This window comes from Desulfonatronovibrio magnus, from assembly GCF_000934755.1.
GTDB lineage: Bacteria > Desulfobacterota > Desulfovibrionia > Desulfovibrionales > Desulfonatronovibrionaceae > Desulfonatronovibrio > Desulfonatronovibrio magnus.
Window position 1 is genome coordinate 19,699 of the sequence record NZ_JYNP01000052.1, and the last position, 19,343, is coordinate 39,041.

Sequence of the window (19,343 nt, forward strand, 5' to 3'; positions counted from 1 at the left end):
GGTTTAGAATTTCCTGGTTTTGACCAGAACCAGCATCTCGTCCAGCATATCCCGTTCGTCGCACGCAGGAAATGAGTACAGCGCAGCTCTTGCTCTTTCAAGATAGCCGTCAGCCAGTTCCCTGACCCTGTGATCAAAGCCATCATGCTGGATATTTAAAATAATATTTTCCAGTCCTTGCGGGTCCAGGCTGTTATTTGAGATTTTTTGGAGCAGGCCGCTTTTTTCTGAACTCGAAAGAGATTCAAGATAAAGTATCAATGGCAGAGTTATCTTGCCTTCTCTTATGTCGTTACCATGCGGCTTGCCAAGCATACTGGTTTCTGCAGAGTAATCTAAGGCATCGTCCACAAGCTGAAATGCTATGCCAAGATTCATCCCGAATGAGGCAGCCATATCCTGCAAAAATTTGTCTGCCCGGGCCGCCATAGCTCCGCAACTGGCTGCTGCCTGGATCAGATAAGCGGTTTTACCCCGCACTATCTGAAAATAAATCTTCTCGTTCATCTCAGGATTTCTGCAGTTGTCAATTTCTTCTACTTCACCAGAAGCAGTCTGTAAAATGGCTTCTGCTACACAATAATTCATGGCTGGCACATCATACCTCGCCACAATCATATTAGCGAGGGCAAGCAAGGCATCACCTGCCAGAACTGTACGTTTTATACCAAATACCACATGAGCGGATTTTTTCCCTCTTCTAAGCTCAGCCTCATCAAGAATATCATCATGAATAAGCGTTGCTGAATGCAGAAATTCAAGAGAACAGGCCAGAGGATATATATCTTTGCAGCTGTGCTTAAGGCATCTGGCAATCAGCAGGGTCAACAAGGGGCGCAGCCTTTTACCGCCAGCGAGAAGAGTATACTCACCCACTTCTTTGACTAAGGGATTAAGAACCTGCAGCTCCTTTTGCAGCACAGTGTTAATGTTAGGCAGTTCTGAATTAAAAAAATCCTTAAGTTTGCTCATTAATTTTCCCTATTGTTGTAATAATTTAGACCTTTGTGTCTGTCCCCTGCTTTCCGGAACAAGTCTAAAAATATTACCTGTTGTTCACACCCTCTTTCATTCACTTACGCAGTACCTTCATTACCTCTTTCTATAACCCTGTTCCTGAGAAATTCCAGAGCTCTCAAGCCCTGGTCCCCCATGTCATAACTGTAGCGGTTAACATAGGCATTAATATGTTCACTTATAACCTGGTCATTTATTTCCCTGGCAAGACTTCTTATCAAGGGCATGACCTGCTCAGGGTGCAATCTGACCAGGTCAAGACTCTTTCTGATCATCTGTTCAGCGTGTCGGACAAGCTCCGAGCCTGATTTTTTTCTGACCACAATGAGTCCCAAAGGCAATGGCAGACATTCTGTAGCCCTGTCCCACCAGTCACCGATATCCAAAGAAATCTCCAAACCAAGACTTTTATAAATCAACGCTGTTTCATGAATCAAGAGGCCCGCACAAACTGTGCCTTGCCTGACTGCCTGAGGGATTTCATGAAAAAGCATGGGAACAGGTTCAAAATCAAAATCAGCAGCTGCCTTTAACAGGGCATAGGCAGTAGTCTGCATACCTGGCACGGCAATAGTACGCGGCACTTTTTGCCATCCCGAGCGAACTACCAGTTTAGGTCCCTGTCCAAGACCGAACGCGCCCCCGCAACTGAGAACTTTATAATCTTCAAGAACAATGCCCTGGACCGCGGATACCTTGATCATATCAACCAGACCTTCTGCTGCCATTTCATTGAGAGTCTGGACATCCTCCCAGACAAACCTGGTTCGCGCAAAGGGCAGATCACCCACTAAACCCAGAATCCATGCCCCGAAAACATATGTATCATTGGGGCACGGGGAGATTGCCGCCAGCAATGACTGCTTCTGGTATATTGTCATATTCTGACTTTAGAGTTCAAAGTTCCTGGTTCCTGGTTCTTCGTTCCTGGTTGAAAGAAATTTCATCAATATATTGGGTTATATACCTGGTCTGGTCCGAAAGACATGTTAAGTTTAAAAGCTCCTCACCCGGGCGGCCCGGGATTGAACGTGTGAGTAACTGTCTTTAAAGTGGAGCCTGCATCCTGCAGGCTATTTAATTCCAGACGGCTGGAAGCCGCCTCCACATTGAAGAACAGTCCCTTATTTGCAAATTGGGACAGTCCCCGCGAGGTACTATAAAAAAGATTGATGCTGCATTGGTTCCTGGAAGAAATTTGCTTTGATGAAAAAATCTACACAGCGAGGGACAATCCCTGTGCCAAGTGCAAAGTTCCCATCTTTGACGGAATTTTTCAGGCAAATGTGCATCAATCATAAGCAAAAATCGTAAAAATATGAGAATTGTAACCGTCTGATTTTGTTAGCAAAACGATTCCAGTTACTTAGAAGAAGCTAATAGTTAATAGTTGAAGGGCAATAGCCTGAATTCACTGCCTTTCCCTAATAACAAATAACAAATAACTAATAACGAATAACGAATAACGAATAACAAATAACGGATAACAGATAACTGCGTTGTGGGCACAGCCCGCATTAGATATTCTGATTGAAAAGATGAATAAATGCGCCCGTTCAAGAAGTCTGAAGTGCTCGAGTCATATAGTGCCATGTTCTGTTCAGAGCACTAAACGCGGATTTAAAGTTCCAGTCTTTTTTGTCCCTTGATCCCGCAAGATTTGATATTGTTCTGATTTCCAGGAAAGGAATATCGTGCCTGAAACAGGAGTACGCCAGAGCAAAACCTTCCATGTTTTCTATCTGTCCATGAAAATCAGAACGCAGCACCTTTGCATGTTCCGGTGTTGAACTGACACCAGCCACAGTGACACTGACTACTTCCATCCAGCTCGGATCAAGTTTCAGACCACCATAAGTAAACCCGCGCTCCACTAGTGAAAGACGATTCCAGACAACACGTTCGCCTTCCTGATAAATGGGAAAACCAAGTATGGAAGCATCAGCAAAAAAGCCTGACCTCACCCCGTATTCAGGCCATACTTCCTCGCGAACTACGCAAACAGATCCCAATGGCAGAGTTTTGATATCATAAGATCCGGCAATGCCAAAATTAATTACCTGTTTAATCTGTGGGTTTGCAGCAAGGCATGCTTCTAAGGAAATGGCAGCATTTAAAGGCCCGACTCCACAGATTAAAAAACCAAACATGTTCCAGGTGAAGCGCTCTCCCACAATGATGCCCTCTAAATCTCTAAGGCTGATGGCGCCCCGCAGCAGCCAGTCCATTTCTTTGCCTGTGGCTGCAACAATTAGAATCACTCTATCTCCTTCCCGCCCTGACCTTCATCTTTTGTTCTTGCGATTTATACTTTGAGAATATATAGTTTCGGTTATGCAGTTTGATTTTTCTCTGTTTATAACCGCGCTGGGACTTGCGTTTGTCATTGAAGGGCTTCCATATTTCATCTGGGCGGAAAAAATGCCCCGCTTCCTGGAAATGATGTCTAAGCAACCAACCGCTAATCTGCGCAGGCTGGGTTTCACAGCCATTATCCTGGGCATTCTCGTCATCTTTTTTGGCCGAAGCCTTTAACGCTTGCGAATTAAAAGTTATCTGTTATCAGCTGCAAGCGCTTCAATTGAACGCGTCCGGGACTGAATGTGTGAGTAACTTACACCCATCAAAACCTGGATTCCGGCTTTCGCCGGAATGACGGTAAAGAGTAAGTACTTGCTTTAACCGTCATCCCGAACTTGATTCGGGATCCAGTTTCTTTAAGTTGCTTGTAAAATCACCTGTCAAAAAGTTCCCATTCAAGACCTTTTATTTTTCAGCCACATGCACATACACAATCCCCGAACTTAATGGATAGTAAAATACCCGGGTGAATCCTGCCCTTTTCATCTCTAAGGCCAGCTCATCCTGATGTGGAAACCCCTTGATGGTTTCAGCAAGATATGTGTAAGCACCTTTATCTCTTGAAATAAGGCGGCCTATCAACGGTAATACCCTGGTCAGATAAAAATTGTATGCTCCGCGCCATATCTTTTGCTTGCCAGTACCAAATTCCAGAATACAGAGCCTTCCTCCGGGTTTGAGAACACGCAGTATTTCCCTGTAGGCTTCATGTCTTGGTTTAATATTTCTGATCCCAAAAGCTATGGTCAAGCTTTCAACGCACTCATCAGGCAGAGGAAGCAATCTTCCATCTGCCTGAACAAGGCCGGACCTTGTGCGGGCAAAATCCGTCTTGGGGCGCCCGCGGACCAGCATAGGCAAGGTAAAGTCCAGGGCCAGAACCTTGGATTCGGGTTTTTTCCTGAGAATTTCCCGGGTAACATCAAGAGTTCCTGCAGCAAGATCAACAATCAGGCCGTTGGCTCCGCATCTGGCATGCCTGATCAGCCGTTTTCTCCAGTAAATATCCTGTCCAAAACTAAGAAAATGGTTCAAAAAGTCATACCAGTTCACAATGCCGGAAAAATATCCAGCCACCATCCTGCTGTGTTCAGACCGATTCATTAATCCGTGTCTCCATCTTCTGCAGTAACTTCCTGCTGGGATTGAATGTCTGCTTCAATGGTCTGCAACACCTCTTTATATATCTGAGAGAATAATTCATGGCAGTTGCTGGGGGAAATCCTGCCAACCTCAATAAACTTAACCACAATTTCCTTGGTGACCTGCAAGGCCTGTTTTTGAGCCTGATTCATCCTGCCTCCTGAATTACTCCATTTAATACTGGAAAACCGCCCGGTGGGGAAATGGCTTGACCTGACAAGACATTAACGGGCGGTAAACAGAGAAAACCTTGCAGCCCTCCCTGTTTAAGATTATTACTCTATCACCAAGATCAGATACAGTCGAGTAACTATTTACCGGAACCTATCATGGCGGATATCTCGTCTCGTATAACCCTGGCAGCCGCCTGAGGTACCTGCTTGAGGATATACTCCTCCAGCTCCACTTTAAGCTGGGAAGCCAGATGCTTAAGCTCAGGCCTGGTTACTGCATCCTGAGTCAAACTTTCAAGCTTTTCCTCAACCTCAGGTTCAAGTTGAGCTTTTTTATCTCTAAGTTCACCTATATCCTGGCTTAGTACTGTGAGCTTTTCCTGCATCTTGCCCCAAAACTTTAGAGCATTTTCCAGTTCACCGGCCAGAGCTTTTTTTTCAGTTTGCCAGGATTCTATCAGAGCGTTGATTTTATCCTCAACCACAGCGTTGACTTCTTCTTGCAGGGACGATCCCTCAGGCTGTTTTTCTTCTAAGAGTACTTGCACATCATCCATTATTTCTTTTCTGAGATCCTCAGGATCAGGAATACTCAGTTCTGCAAATTTAGTTTCTAACTCGCCAATCCTGTCTGCCATCTCAAGGACGCTCTTTTTATCCAGCTCCGGGTCGGAATCTTCAAGAGCATCAGAACTTTCAGCATCATCCTGCTTAACTTCCTGGTCAATAAGTTCCTGAACTTTTTCCATAATCTCCGGCATTAACATGCTGGACAGCTTTCGCCCCATTTCAGGCAGAAAGTCAGGATCCTCAAGCCTCTGGCTCAAGACATGGCGCACTTTATCCTCAAAGTCTTCAGGATACTCAAAATCAGCTTGTGTTGGGCTTACCTTTTCATCCACATGCGATAAAATATCCTTTTTTAATTCAGCGCTGAGGTTTTCAGCGAATTCACTGATGAATTTCAGTTCCTGACCCTTTTCATCCACTGCTTCCAGAACTTTTTCCTTGAATCCTTCAATGGATTCCGGATCTATGCTCTCGGGTCCAGCCTGTTTATCATCTGTTTCAGCTGCAAGAGCGGCTTTGACATCCTCAGCTATTCTGGCACTCAATTCCGGTATAAAGCTTAGCTCCATACCCCTGGCCTCAACTGCATCAACTGCCTGAGCAGCTGATTCCTCAGGTGAAACATCAGGAGTGTCCGGGACTGCTTTCTCAAACCTGGCATCAAGATCCTGCTCTAATTCATTCTTAATCTCCTGAATTCGATTACTGAGGAACTCCCATTGGTGTCCTTTTTCTTCCAACACATCCATAACTCTCTCGGCAAAGCCGTCATCAGTATGGTCAAATCTTTCTTCTAATGCGTCCATTCTGCCTGACAGGGCCTGAATATGCTCATTAAAAGATTGAGAGTCTTCCGGGGAAACTTGTGGATCTGATTTATGAGAGGCTTCACCTGCATCTGAAGCCAATTCATGGTCTACCTGATCCACCTGCTTATCTGTCGGTTGATCTTCAGCTGGAGGCTCAAGAGATGAGGGGTCATCTTCCTGCAAGGTTTCAGAAGTATCAGCAGCAGGCATGACATCTTCATCCTGTAAAACTTCCTCAGATTCAGGTTCAATATCTGGGGCAGATTCAGTTTCAGACTGGGGTTCGGATGAAATTTCAGATTCAGATTTCTGATCTTTTTCCAGGCTCTGCTCAGGTTCGGTGGCAGGTTCGGATTCTGACTCGGGCTCAGCACTCTGCCTGCCTTCGGAAACATCATCATCGTCATCGTCATCAATATCGGCGAGCATCTGGTCAAGGTCAGGCATATCGTCATCATCGCCTTCTACTTCTGTATCCTGAGGCTCAACCTGCTGGTCTTGCTTATCATCATTTTCAGAAAGCAAATCATCAAGGTCGGCAAAGTCATCATCCTGATCCGAAGAATCTGCGAGATCTTCTTGAGATGATTTATCAGACTCCTGGGCACCGTCAGAGTCAGAGTCTTCATCTGAGTCATCAAGAAAATCTTTAAGAAAATCATCATCTGAAATATCATCTTCATGTTCGCTCTTTCCTGATGACGTACCAGGTTTTTCATCTTCGTCAAAAAGATCAGCAAAGTCATCGTCAGAGTCATCATCTGAGTTAAGGCTGTCAAAAAGATCATTCAGATCATCATCAAAATCGCTGTCCTGATCCGAATCGTCCTTTTGCTTTGCGCCCTTTTGTCCTGACGCAGGTACATTGCCTTCCTCAACCACCTCGGTCAAATCAATGATCTCATCATCTAAAATATCTTTTTCATTGTCTGAAGCCATAATTACCACCTTGGTTCACTGATATTCTGAAACTGCATACTGCCACATTACAAAAAAAATATCACCGTTGTAAAGTGACTTGACTGTCAAAAACTGGTCAATTTAAAGCTGTTGATGGATTTTTGAGGCTGGAAGTGAGTTTTGTACCTGCGAACAAGTTTTTTCATCACCTCTACTATGGCAATGCTAAGGGCATTTATCAACGAGGTCAGTTTCTGAGGCGGGGTTCGGAGCAGGGAATTTAGAGGTAATGACAAAAAAAGGGGAAGCTGAACTTCCCCTTTTATTCACCTGAAATTAATCATCTTTTGGATGACAATCCACGCATGCTGTAGGACCTGTAGGCTCACCAGCCTGACCAAGCTCACGATGACATCCAGTCATACACATATCATGATATGCTTTGTAAAAGTAACGGATATCCCTTCTGTCCCTTGGAGATTCGGCAACAGCCATGTCATGACAACCGGCGCTCATACAGCCGATAATCTTGTCATCTTCAGTTTTGGGATCCCCAAACTCATCATGGTGACAGTCACCGCAAGCAAAGGCAGCATGCACGCTGTGGGAGAAAGGCGAAGGCGCTTCCCTCATTTCACCATACTCCACTGGGGCGTACAGAAGCCAGTTGTCAGCAAATGTTCCGTGCTTGTAGGACATGTCCTGATCCAACTGCTCATGTTGAGTGGTCAATCCAGCGTAAAGGGTTGGCAGAACCAGAAAGCCCAGAAAAAAAGCAGCAATCACTCCTAAAATAACAGACTTCTTCATCTTCTTTCACCTCCTTGAAAAAAATTGCTTGTAAAAAAAATAACAATCTGCTTTAGCAGATAAGACACATTATTCTACTCTGTCAAGCATAGTAAAGGCATGGACAAAAAAATTATTCATGAACTACTGTTTTTGATATTACAATTAAGCTTCTCACCCAGGCGGCCCGGGACCGAACGTGTGAGTAACTGTCTGAAAAGTGGAGCCTGCATCCTGCAGGCTATTTAATTCCAGGCGGCTGGAAGCCGCCTCCACCTTGAAGAATAGTCCCATATCTGGAAATTGGGACAGTCCCCCTCCGGGCTGTAAGCCTCCGGGCAGGAAGCTGTGCCAGGCGCAAAGCTCCCATCTTTGACGGAACTTTTCTGGCAAATGTACATCAATCATAAGCAAAAATCGTAAAAACTTGAAAACTGTAACCATCTGATTTTGTTGGAAAAACGACTCCAGTTACTTAGAAGCTCCTCCCCCGGGTGGCCCGGGACCGAACTTGTGAGTAACTAAAAAATTAGCCTCAACACGTTTGAGATTGCCGCGCTCGAAGACTCGCTCGCAATGACACCTGAGCTGTCAGGGATGTAGTTGCTGAAAACCTGTCACCCACGAGGGAACCTAAGCGACCGAAGCAATCTTTATGGTAAAAGCATAATGCTTTGAATTTATTACTAATTTGGTTGTAGTTACTTGTAAGCAGGGAATGTAACATTATTCACAGCCTCCAAGGTTTTCTCCCATTGTTCAGGGCCATGAGCAAATGAGTTAAAGGCGCACTCAAAACCTGAAGGTGCAAGATAAATACCCTGTTCTCTCATCTGATTGTAAAACGCTTTGAACAATTCCTGATCAGACTTTTTAGCATCATCAAAATTGGAAACAGGTCCCTCAGTAAAGAAAATTGTAAATATGGAGCCTGCCTGGTTCAAGCAGACCGGAACCCCTTTTTCAGCAAGGATGTCCCTTATGCCAGTGGCGAGCGCGGCAGTGTCTGTTCCCAGCTGATCATAATTTTCCTCTTTCAGACGCTTTAAGGTATGGTAACCAGCGGTCATGGCCAGAGGGTTTCCGGAAAGAGTTCCTGCCTGATACACATCACCGCAGGGAGCAATGCGCTCCATGATTTCTTTCTTTCCGCCATAGGCTCCAACTGGCATGCCTCCTCCAATAATCTTACCGAGACAAGTCAAGTCGGGAGTAACGCCATAAACCCCCTGTGCCCCGGAAAACGAAAGTCGAAACCCGGTAATTACTTCATCAAAAACCAGAAGGGCACCATATTCCTGAGTAAGCGATCTCAAGCCCTGCAGAAAACCGTCTTCTGGAATTACCAGGCCCATATTACCTGCCGCAGGCTCCACAAAAACTGCTGCAATTTCATTGCCATGCTTCTCAAACAACTCTTTTGCGCCCTGCAGATCATTATAGTCGGCCAGTAAAGTGTCCGCTACTACCTGCTCGGGTACTCCTGGTGTGCCTGGAATACATAAAGTCGCTGCGCCGGAACCTGCACTGGCCAGAAAGGGATCAACATGACCATGATAGCATCCTTTGAATTTCAAGACCTTGGAACGGCCCGTATACCCTCTGGCGAGCCTGAGGGCACTCATCGCAGCTTCAGTGCCTGAATTGACCATGCGCACCAGATCAACTCCGGGCAAAGCTTCTACAATAATCTCAGCAAGATCAATTTCCGGCCTGCATGGAGCACCAAAACTTGTTCCCTGGTCCAGAGCCTGGTGCAGGGCCTTGTTTACCTGAGGATGATTATGCCCCAGAAGCATAGGCCCCCACGACATTACATAATCAATCATCTCACGGCCTTCTTCAGAATAAATAAACGGCCCATCTGCCCGGGCGATAAACATGGGAGTGGCATCCACGCCGGCGCATGTGCGAACTGGACTGTTAACACCGCCAGGTATAACTTTGCGGGCCTGTTCAAAAAGATCTTTGGAAATACTCATATCAACTCCTGTATTGTTCTATATGCTTTTGCTGGTTGTTGCAGCTATTTTGGCTAAAAATATTTCATTGATGTCTTTTTAAGTTCTTCTTCACTAAAAAGCATGGCGCACTGGCTGACTCCTGTCTCCTCCTGAAGTTCCCTGACCACCCTGGCACAGTCATTCTTTGAACGTCCATGAATCATGGTATAAAGATTATAAGGCCAGTCAAGGCAATTCTTTCTTTCATAACAATGAGTTATCTCTGGTCTTTTGGCCATGATCTTTCCGGTTTTTTCCAGATCACTATCATCTTCAACATACCAGGCCACCATGGAGTTAAAACCATATCCAGCCTGCTGATGACGCAGGGTTGCGCCAAAGCGACGGATATATCCCCCTGTTTTGAGACGCTGAAGTAAATTCAGCACATCCTCTTCCTTAACCCCTGCCATGCGGGCAATGTCTGCATATGGCTCAAGCGAGTCAGGCAAATCAGCCTGTACTACTTTTAAAACCTTCTTTTCCTTATCACTGAACTGAATTGCTGTCATTGGTCTTCCTTATAAGCGTTTACCGGGGGCCTGGGACCTGTCCCGTGAGTAACTGCCTTGATAAGTAGAGCCTGCATCCTGCAGGCTATTAAAGTCCAGGCGTGTGGAATCCGCCTCCACATAAAGGGGAGAGTCCCTCCAGGCGAATAGTTTTAACATGCCTCAATAGGTCTAACTATCCATAGTGATTCACAGCCTAATTTGCAAGATACGATTTATTTCCAAAAATAAATGCTAATTGATATAAGTCAAAGCTATATTGGCAAGAGTGCATAATATGCCCTCATTGAGCATGAAAAAGCAACTTCCTTATGCCGAAATCGGCCGGAAGGAGCTCATTTGATTCAACAATATGACCGCTGGTACTTCCAGCACCCTGAAATTAGTCTAATGCGGGCTGTGCCCACAACCCCAAAAAAAATATTTTAACCGCCTGTTGGAAGACTCACGCAAGACACAGAGGGCGCAAAGGAAGAAAGAAGTTTACTGTCTTTAACTTTGAGTTCTTCGCCTGCCCAGTTGAATTGCTCGAAAAGCAAGCCCCAAGGGCATTCAACCCGGGCGCCTTTGCGGTTCAAATTTTCTTGATTTTTATGACAGGGTTTCAGGAGTAAGTTACTAAAGGAGAGTAAAGCCATGATGAAAGCACAACGCGAAATAGTTAGAATTGATGAAGATCTTTGTGATGGTTGCGGACAATGCGTACCTGGATGTGAGGAAGGGGCAATAAAAATCATAAACGGCAAGGCCAGACTCATTGCGGACAATCTGTGCGACGGTTTGGGCGCATGCCTTGGCCAATGCCCCCAAAACGCAATCTCCATCATTACCCGACCAGCTGATCCATTTGATCATGATGCAGTAGAGCAGCATCTGAGCTTAAATCAGAAAAGTATTCCGAAACAGCCAGGGACTGCCCCCGGATTTCCCAACCTGGGCTGCGGATGTCCTGGGTCAGCAATGAAAACATTCAGCCCGGCCGGACAAAAAGCATCTCTTAGTTCAAATGATGAAGAAGATTCAGCTCTGAGTCACTGGCCTGTAAAAATCCGTCTCATTCCACCTCACGCGCCTTTTCTGAAAAATGCTGACCTTCTAATAGCAGCAGATTGCGCGTGCGCGGCTCTGCCCAGCCTCCATCAGCGCTTGCTTCCGGAAAAAGTAATCATGCTGGGCTGCCCCAAATTTGATGAAGTTCATGACTACATTAGGCGCTTCGTTGATATTCTGAAGCAAAACCAGATAAAGAGCATTACAGTACTGTCCATGGAGGTACCTTGCTGCGCCGGTCTGGCTCATATTGTCAGGCAGGCCATTGCCACAGTCAGGCAGGATATTCCATTTGAGGAAATCAAAATTACCCGACAGGGAGTTACCTTTACTGAAAAACCTGCTGATCAGCTTTTTCAGCCATTATCCTTATGATCAAGTTGCCAGGTTAAGGATTTCGTTCAGAAACCAATGCAGTATCAATCCTTTAGTACCTCGCGGGGACTGTTCTAATTCCCATATATGAGACTGCCCTTCAATGTGGAGGCGGCTTCCAGCCGCCTTTGCTTTAACAGCCTGAAAGTTGCTCACAGGTTCAGTCCCAGTCCGCCGGAGTGGAGCGCTTACAAGTAACTGGAATCGTTTTGCTAATAAAATCAAATGTTTACAGTTATCACATTTTGACGATTTTTGCTCATGATTGCTGCACATTTGCCAGAAAAGTTCCGTCAAAGATGGGAGCTTTGCGCCTGGCAAAGGGACTGTCCCTCGCTGTGTAAATTTTTACATTAAGGCAAATTTCTTCCATGAACCAATGGAGTATCAGTCTTTTTTATAGTACCTCGCGGGGACTGTCCCAATTTTCAGAAAAGTGACAGTATCCTAAAGTTACTCACAAGTTCGGTCCCGGGCCGCCCGGGTGAGGAGCTTACAAAGCATTAAACTTATACATCATAAGCAAAAAGCTCATTGATAACTCTTATCAGCTGTTTTTTCTCAAACGGCTTGATCAGAACAGCCTCAATGCCCGCATTCAATGCAGCCTCTTTCTGAGCAGCCGGTAAATGAGCACAGACCCCAACAATTCTGGCTGGCTGTTGCCCCTTTTCCTGCTCGTATTCACGCATGAGTTCAGCTGCTTCTATACCACTTAACCCTGCCAGCCTGATTTCCAGCAAAACCAGATCAAACCGGCCCGAGGCAAAGGCTTCAAATGCCTCAAGTCCATTGCCCACCACATGGACCTCACAGCCGCACTGCTCAAGATAATACTTCATGACCTGCCTGGAAGCAGGAACATCAGCAAGCAGAACACGCAAGTGCCCTGGCGGACAAGTAGATGTGGGTATAACAACCGGACCTATCTTCAGATTCAAGGCCCTGACCAGGGAATCTGAAAGGTGCGAAAGTGAGAATGGCTGCTTCAGAATAACATATGCATCGTTAAAAACCCCGGGAAAATGACCTTGACTACCTTTTGAGTCGCAAATAACAATAATACCTGGAAGAAAGTCCTGATCTCTGGTCAAAGCCTTTAAACTCTGCCGGGTAATCTTTTGGGAGAAGTCGCTTGCCATTCTTGCAGGAATGAGGATCAGATCAAAATTATTTCGGCTTGTGCAGACCTCTTCCCAGCATGAAAAGGCCTTATCCATGCTATCCGCCTCAAGAAAATCAACACCCAGATTAGTCAAGTTTTCACATAAAACAAATCTATGCGCATATACATCATCCACTACCAGAGCCTTGATGCCTTGCATTTTTTCCCTGAAAACAGCCAGCCCGGTCTCAACTAAGCTTGACTCAAGCCTGACAGAAAAGACATATGTCAAATCTGCATTTTTTCCCTGAAGGGTATGAATGGAGCCCCCCATGGCTCTTATTATTCTTTCACAGATGGGCAAACCTAATCCATTGTGAACTGAAGGCAGGGGGGAAGCGCCCGGCCTGTAGGGCAAATGGCCGTCCATATCGGATGCTGACCCCGACAATGAAACACTGTCACTATGCAGAGTAAAAGTGTACACACCGCTCTGTTCTTCCATTTTCAAGGACAGACTTACAGTTCCATCATAACTTTGCTGAATCATACCGTTTAGCAGGGTACTCAAAACCTGGCTCAAACGATTGGCATCCCCTTTGACCAGAGAATTTATATCCGGGTCAATCTCACTTTTTAAAATACAGTCTCTTTCCCGAGCAGTCAGCCCCGCGTGCTGAACAACATTTTCCGTTACTTCGTACAGACTGAAAAAATTGTTTTCCAGAACAAAGGTCTTATCTTCAAAACCAATGAGGTCCATAACATCATTGAGAACTAAAGTAAGACTCTGGCATGCATGCCTGGCCATATGGAAAATCATATCTTCCTGCCGATTTGTGGGGTATCCAGGAAACATATCACATGCTCCGAGTATACTCATCAGAGGTGTTCTGACCCCGTTGTTAATCAGCTGCAACAGTTCATCCCTGAGCCGGGAAGAACTTTCAGCCAGTGTTCTGGCATTTTGAATCTCTTCAACAGCCTGCTTTCTCTCGGTACAGTCCTCTACATACCCTTCGATTAGATTCTGGCCATCTTCCCAAACCTGATGAGCCGACACACTGCCCCAGAACCATGATCCATCCTTTTTCCAGAGCATGGCTTCAAAATTGAATACTTTCTCCTCTTCTCTAAGTATCCGAAAAAAATCCCTGAATACATTTTTATCCACAAACAGCTCAGATACAGGGCCAGTGATACTTTTTGTAAAGTCTTCTGGCGACTCATAACCATGCATTCCGGCCAGAGCCGGGTTTACACTGATCACTTCTCCATCAAAGGAAACCTGAAAAATACCCTCTAAGGCATTTTCAAAAAGCCCGCGATATTTCTGTTCCTTTTGCCTGGCTTTTGCCAGAAGGCTGGACAGTGTAGCCATATATCTTGAACCCAAACCCCGGGCAATGTCTGATTGAGTTAAAATCCCTGCCACTTGTCCACATGGATCAAGCACAACCAGTCTGCGCAGATCTTGCGCAGACATCTTTTCAAGGGCAAGCTGCAATGGTTCATCTTTGCAAACAGCCTGAACAGGGCTGCTCATAACCTGAAAAAGTTTTAGATGATCAAGATCAGGCAGTGCATCATGCACAATCCTTACGCAATCACGTTCAGTGAGAATGCCTGCGGCTACATGCGATGCCTTCTGAGGCATTTGAGAGCTATCGTGCACAATCACCAGACAGCTGATTTGCTGTTCAGCCATAACCCGAAAATAATCGCGCACCATACCGTCTAACGGAGCAGTAATGACCTGGGGATTAAAAAAATCAGCAACAGTGGTTTCCTGGTCCAGCCCCCCTTCCATCAGGGATTTGATGAGATTGGTCAGGGTAATCACACCCATGACATTCTGATTGTCATCCAGAATAACCAGGTGCCTTATGTTCATTCGTCGCATATGATCGTAAGCATCCAGCACAGTGGTGGCACTCTTTTGAGAATATACAGGAAAACTCATATTGAGCTTCACTGGTGATTTGGTCATATCAATGCCCTGGGCTACTGACCAGAGCAGATTGTGCTCTGTAAAGATGCCCACTGGAGACTGGTCGTCCATAATCACCACACACGATACACGATGCTCGCGCATTTTTCTGACCACATTGATGGCAGGTGCGCTCTGGTCAATGCTGACTACGTCCGAACTGAGTATTTCAGCAACTGTCTTGTTTAACATGGCTTTATCTTTCCTTGGCTCAGCAGTGTCAGGAGATAGATTCAAAATGACCTTGGCCAATATCTGGGTTATCATGTATAAGTTTCAAAAATACTGATACGCATTTGGAACATAGATGATTACCAGTGGCACTGCCAATTATTTCAAGAGCTTTATCAAACCCCATGGGATCTCTGTATGGCCTGCTGCTGGTTACAGCATGATAGACGTCCGCCACAGCAATGATTCTCGCCCAGAGATGAATGGCATCGCCGGAGAGACCGTAAGGATATCCTGACCCATCTATCTTTTCATGATGCTGCAATACTCCTGGAATTATTTCGCTCATACTGGGTATGGGTTTTAAAATTTGGGCCCCCATAAGTGGATGACGCTGAATTTCGGAAAACTCTTCATGAGTCAAGCGTCCTGGCTTGAGTAGTACCTTGTCCGGAATGCCTATTTTTCCAATGTCATGCAGCCGGGCGCACAAAGTGATGTCGTGCAGTTCTGATTCAGAAAAATCCATTTCTTTAGCAATCAGGGAAGCAATGGCAGCCACTGATTCTGAATGGCCTCTGGTATAAGGATCTCGTGCCTCCAAAGCCTGAATAAGGCTGGCAATGCTGCCCACAAGCATATCCCGGTCATGTGTCAGGCGCTGTTTATCCAGAAGAAGTAGTCGAAAGTGATCAGAAAGCAGTTTTTCAGCATATATCACAAGCTGATCAAGATTGAATGGCTTAAGTATATATCCTGATGCCCCCCGCTGCATCATTTCTCTCATCAATCGACGATCACTCTCAGAACTCATGATCAGCACAGGCACATCATCAAGCTCTGAACGGGAGCGGATATTTTCGCACAACTCTATACCGTCCATGACCGGCATATTCAGATCAGTAATGATCATATCAGGCTTAAGATTACCCAGAATTTCCAGGGCCTTCATACCATTTTCAGCCAGTTCCACACCGAAACCATTCTCCATCAGACCACGGGACACTATACCCCTGATATATTTGGAATCATCCACTACAAGAACCTTGCTGTTGCGCAACATGACTGACTTTTCCAGAATGTCATTGACCCTGGGCAACAAGTCCCTGCTGGCATTGATTTTGGGTACATATGCAGTTGCGCCGACTTCAAAACCTTTTTCAATATATTCCTCATTCTCATTGGCACTTAGCATGAGTACGGGAATATGCCTGGTTCTCTCGTCAGACTTAAGCTGCCTGCACAGTTCAAAACCATTCATCCTGGGCATATCTATATCAGTTATGATCATGTGAGGCATATGTTCTAAGGCCTTTTCCAGTCCTTCCTGCCCGTCCTCACCTTCAAAAAGTTCAGCCTTGAAAGACGCAAGCTGCTTGAGCAGCACCTTTCTAATGGTTTTACTGTCATCTACAATAAGTATTCGTGATTTATTCATTAGGTTTCCATTTGGCCGGCAATTTGGCCAGCACTCAAAACACATAAAATCAATCTGCAAAAAAACTGTTGCAATGCCTGTTGGTCAGCTTGTAAAAATTCCTGAAGTCAGTAATAATATGCTACCAATATGAAATTTGCAAGGACTCCACCCAAGCCTCGCACACTGCAAACTGTTGCCTCTTAAGAATGAACACGGAGTAAAAGGTCCCGTCATTATGATCAAAAATATTATTCAAACCGGACTGGACAGATGTTTTGATGAGCAGGAAAATGAAATTCACTGTTTAAATGCCGGCCAGGATCCCACTTATGCCGTTGGCGAACCATGGCCTGTGCCCAGATTTACTCTTTTAGACAAGGACGTTGTCAAGGATGAATTAACCGGCCTCAACTGGACTCGCAAGGCAAACTTCTTTGAATTCCCTCTGACATGGGACCAGGCCTTTGCAGAGATCGACCAACTGAATAACCAGGGTTTTGGCGGATTTAATGACTGGAGGATGCCCAATCGTCGTGAAATGCGCTCCATCCTGTCTCATGGTGCGAGAAAGCCGGCACTGCCACAGGACCATCCATTTGCAGATGTCTTCCTGGGCTGGTATTGGACTTCCACTTCATCTGCCATGGCACCAGCATATGCCTGGTACGTTCACCTTGAAGGTGCAAGAATGTTTTACGGCGGTAAAAACCAGAGGTACCTGGTATGGCCTGTAAGGGGGAAATCTGTTCACATACCTGCCACAGGTCAGACAATGTGTCATGACACCCAGGGGCAAACCATAGACTGTAAAGGCTCAGGCCAGGACTCTGAAATCCAGACAGGACAACCGTGGCCTGAACCACGATTTGTTAAACACGGGCCCCACTTTCTTGATAAGCTGACAAACCTTGTATGGCATGATCCCGGCAAAATAAGTGGAGGGCCTTTCACCTGGATACAAGCCCTGGATGCTGTGGCAGAAATCAAGGGGAATGGATGGCGAATGCCCAACATTAATGAGCTTGAGTCCCTGGTAGATGCCTCAAACCACTCCCCTGCACTGCCTGACCAGCATCAATTCACAGGACTGCAGGAAGGATACTGGTCATCTACCACAAGCTTCTTTGAAGCAGACTGGGCATACGTTCTGTATCTGCACAAAGGCGCAGTTGGTGTTGGATTCAAGCCCTATGCCGAATTTTACCTCTGGCCGGTACGAAGTGAGCTTTGAGCTTATTTAACAGATTCACCATTATCAAAAGAATGACCATGGGAAGCCTGTGCTTCACCTATCAGTAAATTACAGGGTTGGGCATTAATGCCCGGCGACAGAACTCAATTGCTGTGTACTCATAAGAAGATTCGCTTATTCTACCAAGAAGTTTTCTATGGATTACTCCTTTTAAAAGACACGCAATGACTATTACCAACTCTTCTACTGGATGGGCATCAAACTCGCCAGCGGCATTTCCAGTTTCGAGACAATCCCGCAGGTATCCGGTAATAAGATCATGTCTTTCCTGCATTATTTCATGGTAGATGTGAGTATTTTTTTTCAGACTGGAAGGACAGTGGGACAGGATCAACCTTCCGTCATTGGGTCTGTTTGCAGCAATATTAATATGCAAGCGAATCAGGTTGCTGATTTTATCGAACTGGGTACCTGGATTTTGAGGCAGGGACTTGATGTGAGCGAAGTATTCCTCATATACACTTCTTATTATCTCGATAAAAATATCTTCTTTGCCTCTAAAGTGATAATACATCAAAGGCTCAGTCACCCCTGTGCCATCAGCTATCTGCTGGAGTGAAGTGCTGTCAAAACCTTGAGTGGCAAACAGCTTTTTAGCTGTGGCAACAATTTTAACTTTTCTGTTTTTAGCCATGACTCGCGTCTCCTGATTTTTTTATTAACTTGGTAACTTATTGCTGCAGGCCACTAAAGGAAGCACTATAAAAAGCAGGCGAGGTTGCCAAAGCTCTGGGCGACCATATTGATGTCATGCGTAAGCGCCTGCTGGCTGATATATATCCAGAACCAAAACTTTACAAGGGAAAAGGACACAGGCGGTTTACTGCCAGGGAGGTGTTGGAAGGGCTGAGATTAAGGAAAAGATTGAGTTGTAAGCCGCATACAGATTGCTTCGGTCGCTTGGGCTTGCTAACAATGACAGGTTTTGAGCAACTACATCCCTGACAGCTCAGGTGTCATTGCGAGCGAGTCTTCGAGCGCGGCAATCTCTAACGTGTTAAGGGTGTTTTTCTTGTTCCCAAGCTCAAGCCTGGGAATACCTTTTTTTTGTGGCTCCAGCCACATTTTGAAGAAGCGGCTGGAGCCGCAAGAGAAAAACTTCCCCAGGCTGGAGCCTGTGAACTAAGGGTATAAGTTACTCACAGGTTCGGTCCCGGTCCGCCCGGGTGAGGAGCCTATAAATCCTGGCTCCTTAGTTGTTATTGATGACTTTCTTGCCCGAAAAGTTTCTATGGAGCTGAATCTGAATCTTACATGAACTGCTGGCATACTAATAGCGGCAAAGTTAAAGGGACTTATTGATAGTGTTGGTCCTTATTTATTGAGCGTCCGGGGTTTATCAAAAAGCTGGCAAAACTGTGCCGGAGAGTGTGCAGCTTTACGTCTTCCAGACCAGCTTTTTCTCTAACTGTAAACCATATAATTGGCCCAACCGGAAGTATCAACTAAAAGCTGATATTTAATCTTCTTGCATTGTCCCAAACCATAAGATATCTTTTCACTATGTCATTTGAAATTCCATCCCCACACGATGCAGGCTTTAAGACCTTTTTCCAGGATGAAGAGCTGGTCCGAGATTTCATCAAATATTACATACCGGATGAAATCAAGGCCTACTTAGATCTGTCAGTAATAGAAATTGATATTAGCGGGTTTGTAGCTGAAGAGTTCAAAGAGTTTCTTACTGACGTGGTTGTCAGGGT

16 protein-coding genes are annotated in these 19,343 nt (G+C 45.4%); 4 read left to right on the forward strand and 12 right to left on the reverse strand.

Annotation, left to right across the window (positions count from 1 at the left end; genetic code table 11):
- Nucleotides 1-3: 3 nt before the first annotated feature.
- The 3 genes from LZ23_RS07050 to mqnB form a co-directional block, all read right to left on the reverse strand.
- Entirely contained in the window at nucleotides 4-972 is a 969-nt protein-coding gene (locus tag LZ23_RS07050) for a polyprenyl synthetase family protein (RefSeq protein WP_045212789.1), read from the reverse strand.
- A gap of 104 nt (nucleotides 973-1,076) precedes the next feature.
- Entirely contained in the window at nucleotides 1,077-1,898 is an 822-nt protein-coding gene (locus tag LZ23_RS07055; RefSeq protein WP_045212791.1) for a 1,4-dihydroxy-6-naphtoate synthase, read from the reverse strand.
- A 675-nt stretch (nucleotides 1,899-2,573) separates the two neighbouring features.
- Entirely contained in the window at nucleotides 2,574-3,278 is a 705-nt protein-coding gene (mqnB, locus tag LZ23_RS07060; RefSeq protein WP_052507182.1) for a futalosine hydrolase, read from the reverse strand.
- Nucleotides 3,279-3,351: 73 nt separating this feature from the next.
- Between mqnB and LZ23_RS07065 the strand changes: the two genes are divergently transcribed.
- Nucleotides 3,352-3,552 (forward strand): DUF2065 domain-containing protein, encoded by a 201-nt coding sequence (locus LZ23_RS07065; protein ID WP_045212793.1) that lies wholly within the window; start codon nucleotides 3,352-3,354, stop codon nucleotides 3,550-3,552.
- A 231-nt stretch (nucleotides 3,553-3,783) separates the two neighbouring features.
- On the opposite strand, the gene LZ23_RS07070 is transcribed toward LZ23_RS07065, so the two are convergent.
- From LZ23_RS07070 to ahbB, 6 genes are all read right to left on the reverse strand, one after another.
- Nucleotides 3,784-4,482, reverse strand: a complete 699-nt coding sequence (locus tag LZ23_RS07070) for a ubiquinone/menaquinone biosynthesis methyltransferase (protein WP_045212795.1) — start codon at nucleotides 4,480-4,482, stop codon at nucleotides 3,784-3,786.
- Nucleotides 4,482-4,673, reverse strand: coding sequence for a hypothetical protein (locus LZ23_RS07075; RefSeq protein WP_045212797.1), 192 nt, complete (start codon nucleotides 4,671-4,673; stop codon nucleotides 4,482-4,484). The genes LZ23_RS07070 and LZ23_RS07075 overlap by 1 nt, the downstream gene beginning before the upstream one ends.
- Nucleotides 4,674-4,831: 158 nt before the next feature.
- Nucleotides 4,832-7,012: a hypothetical protein gene (locus LZ23_RS07080; RefSeq protein ID WP_045212799.1), complete on the reverse strand. Its 2,181-nt coding sequence runs from the start codon at nucleotides 7,010-7,012 to the stop codon at nucleotides 4,832-4,834.
- 297 nt (nucleotides 7,013-7,309) lie between these two features.
- Nucleotides 7,310-7,783 carry a cytochrome c3 family protein gene (locus LZ23_RS07085; RefSeq protein ID WP_052507185.1) on the reverse strand — a complete coding sequence of 158 codons (474 nt, stop codon included), beginning with the start codon at nucleotides 7,781-7,783 and terminating at the stop codon, nucleotides 7,310-7,312.
- Nucleotides 7,784-8,463: 680 nt separating this feature from the next.
- Entirely contained in the window at nucleotides 8,464-9,744 is a 1,281-nt protein-coding gene (hemL, locus tag LZ23_RS07095; protein WP_045212802.1) for a glutamate-1-semialdehyde 2,1-aminomutase, read from the reverse strand.
- 53 nt (nucleotides 9,745-9,797) lie between these two features.
- A complete protein-coding gene (gene ahbB / locus LZ23_RS07100; protein WP_045212804.1) occupies nucleotides 9,798-10,277 on the reverse strand; it encodes a siroheme decarboxylase subunit beta in 480 nt (159 codons plus the stop codon).
- Between the two features lie 636 nt (nucleotides 10,278-10,913).
- Between ahbB and LZ23_RS07105 the strand changes: the two genes are divergently transcribed.
- The gene (locus LZ23_RS07105) at nucleotides 10,914-11,702 is read left to right on the forward strand and encodes an ATP-binding protein (protein WP_232300432.1); all 789 of its coding nucleotides are present in this window, start codon (nucleotides 10,914-10,916) and stop codon (nucleotides 11,700-11,702) included.
- A gap of 509 nt (nucleotides 11,703-12,211) precedes the next feature.
- Here LZ23_RS07105 and LZ23_RS07110 read toward each other — a convergent pair.
- Together LZ23_RS07110 and LZ23_RS07115 are read right to left on the reverse strand one after the other, a co-directional pair.
- Nucleotides 12,212-15,064 (reverse strand): CBS domain-containing protein, encoded by a 2,853-nt coding sequence (locus LZ23_RS07110; RefSeq protein ID WP_084590929.1) that lies wholly within the window; start codon nucleotides 15,062-15,064, stop codon nucleotides 12,212-12,214.
- The gene (locus tag LZ23_RS07115) at nucleotides 15,018-16,406 is read right to left on the reverse strand and encodes a response regulator (protein WP_045212808.1); all 1,389 of its coding nucleotides are present in this window, start codon (nucleotides 16,404-16,406) and stop codon (nucleotides 15,018-15,020) included. Before LZ23_RS07115 ends, LZ23_RS07110 begins: the two co-directional genes overlap by 47 nt.
- A 217-nt stretch (nucleotides 16,407-16,623) precedes the next feature.
- On the opposite strand from LZ23_RS07115, the gene LZ23_RS07120 reads away from it, so the two are divergent.
- Nucleotides 16,624-17,619: an Lcl C-terminal domain-containing protein gene (locus tag LZ23_RS07120; RefSeq protein ID WP_045212809.1), complete on the forward strand. Its 996-nt coding sequence runs from the start codon at nucleotides 16,624-16,626 to the stop codon at nucleotides 17,617-17,619.
- A gap of 61 nt (nucleotides 17,620-17,680) precedes the next feature.
- Here the strand turns inward: LZ23_RS07120 and LZ23_RS07125 are convergent, their stop codons facing one another.
- Nucleotides 17,681-18,274 carry a TetR/AcrR family transcriptional regulator gene (locus tag LZ23_RS07125; RefSeq protein WP_045212811.1) on the reverse strand — a complete coding sequence of 198 codons (594 nt, stop codon included), beginning with the start codon at nucleotides 18,272-18,274 and terminating at the stop codon, nucleotides 17,681-17,683.
- A gap of 869 nt (nucleotides 18,275-19,143) precedes the next feature.
- Between LZ23_RS07125 and LZ23_RS07130 the strand changes: the two genes are divergently transcribed.
- Nucleotides 19,144-19,343, forward strand: a 200-nt coding sequence (locus tag LZ23_RS07130) for an Rpn family recombination-promoting nuclease/putative transposase (protein ID WP_045212813.1), incomplete at its 3' end; no start/stop codon positions are given.